The organism is Thiobacillus sp., assembly GCF_024708915.1.
In genome coordinates this window covers 1-1,306 of record NZ_JANJXQ010000294.1, presented here as the reverse complement: position 1 = coordinate 1,306, position 1,306 = coordinate 1, and the positions used below count along the sequence as shown (strand labels likewise).

Genomic DNA, 1,306 nt, shown 5'->3' with positions numbered 1-1,306 from the left:
ACGTCGGCGGTGGAGACGACAAGCTGGTTGGCCTGGCGGGCGTTCTCGGCGTTCTGCCGGACAGTGCTGGTCAGCTCTTCCATCGAACTGGCGGTCTCTTCCAGCGACGAGGCCTGCTCTTCGGTGCGCGAGGAGAGGTCGGCGTTGCCGGTGGCAATCTCGCGGGTGGCGACGGCAATCGCCTCGGTGCCGCTGCGAACCTGGCCGACGATGCCGGCCAGACTCTCGTTCATGTTCTTCATCGCCAGCATCAGCTGACCGGTCTCGTCCTGCGAATGCACCTCGATCCGCTGCGTCAAATCCCCCGCGGCGACGCTTTCGGCCAGCCGGACCGCCTCATTCAGCGGACGCGAAATGGCGCGAATCAGCCAGACACCGATAAATGCCGCCAGTAGCACGCCGCAGACGACGACCGCAACCGAAATATTGCGTACCAGGGCATAGCGGGTTTGCGCTGACTGGAATTCGCCTTGCGCCACGTCGAGCTGGAGCTGATTGATCGCTTCCATGCTTTTGCGAACTGCGGGATAAGTCTGGCTCAGCGGCCCCTGCAATATTTCCCCGGCCTGCTGGAAATCGTGGGCGCGCAATGCCGCGATGGCGGGGATCATGCCTTCGCGGCCATATTTTCTGCGGTTGGCGTCGAGTTCCCCGGCCAGCTTCGTTTCTTCGGCCGTCAGCCGGGTCGCCATGTAGGCCTTCCAGATCCCGTCGATTTCCTTGATGGTGTTGCTCACCGCTTCGGTCTTCCCGTCGACTACCGAAAGATCTTCCGGGAACGCCGTCAACTGGCCTGCGGTCGCTTCGCCGATCGTGATCTGGTTCTGGTTCATCAGCATGGACATGCGTTCCAGATGACCCAGCGCAACCATCCTGTCCTCGTAAACCGTTCTCAGGGAGTCATTGGTGGCGTTCAGGCTGGTCAGGCCCATGATCCCGCTGCCCACCAGCAGCACGGAAAGAAAGCCGATCACGAAGACCAGCCGCGACTTGATGCTCAGATTCGCTAACATTTCGAGCCTTTCATCCCTAAACACACAATCAATCCAAGGCTTGCCGGGTCAGCGTACCGATCCTCCCGAAACCCTTCGCGGCATGGCCAGGACATCGACCGGGTCGATGTTCTGGCCACTTCCGTTCAGCGCTCCAGCGATATTGCAAACACTCAGAACTCTTCCCACTCCTCGTTGCCGCCGCCGGCGGCCGCCAGCTTCTTCGGCCGCGCGGCCGGCGCCGCCTGCGGACGCGACCGCGGCAGCGCCACGACATCCTTCAGCACCGGCAGCGCCGCCCGCTGGCCGCTCAC

Annotated in this window: 1 protein-coding gene; it reads right to left on the bottom strand. The window is 62.6% G+C overall.

Annotated features, from left to right (window positions below; genetic code table 11):
* Positions 1-1,013: Tar ligand binding domain-containing protein (locus tag Q0L94_RS17865; protein ID WP_296756042.1), on the bottom strand; the 1,013-nt coding region annotated here is incomplete at its 3' end.
* Positions 1,014-1,306: the final 293 nt, after the last annotated feature.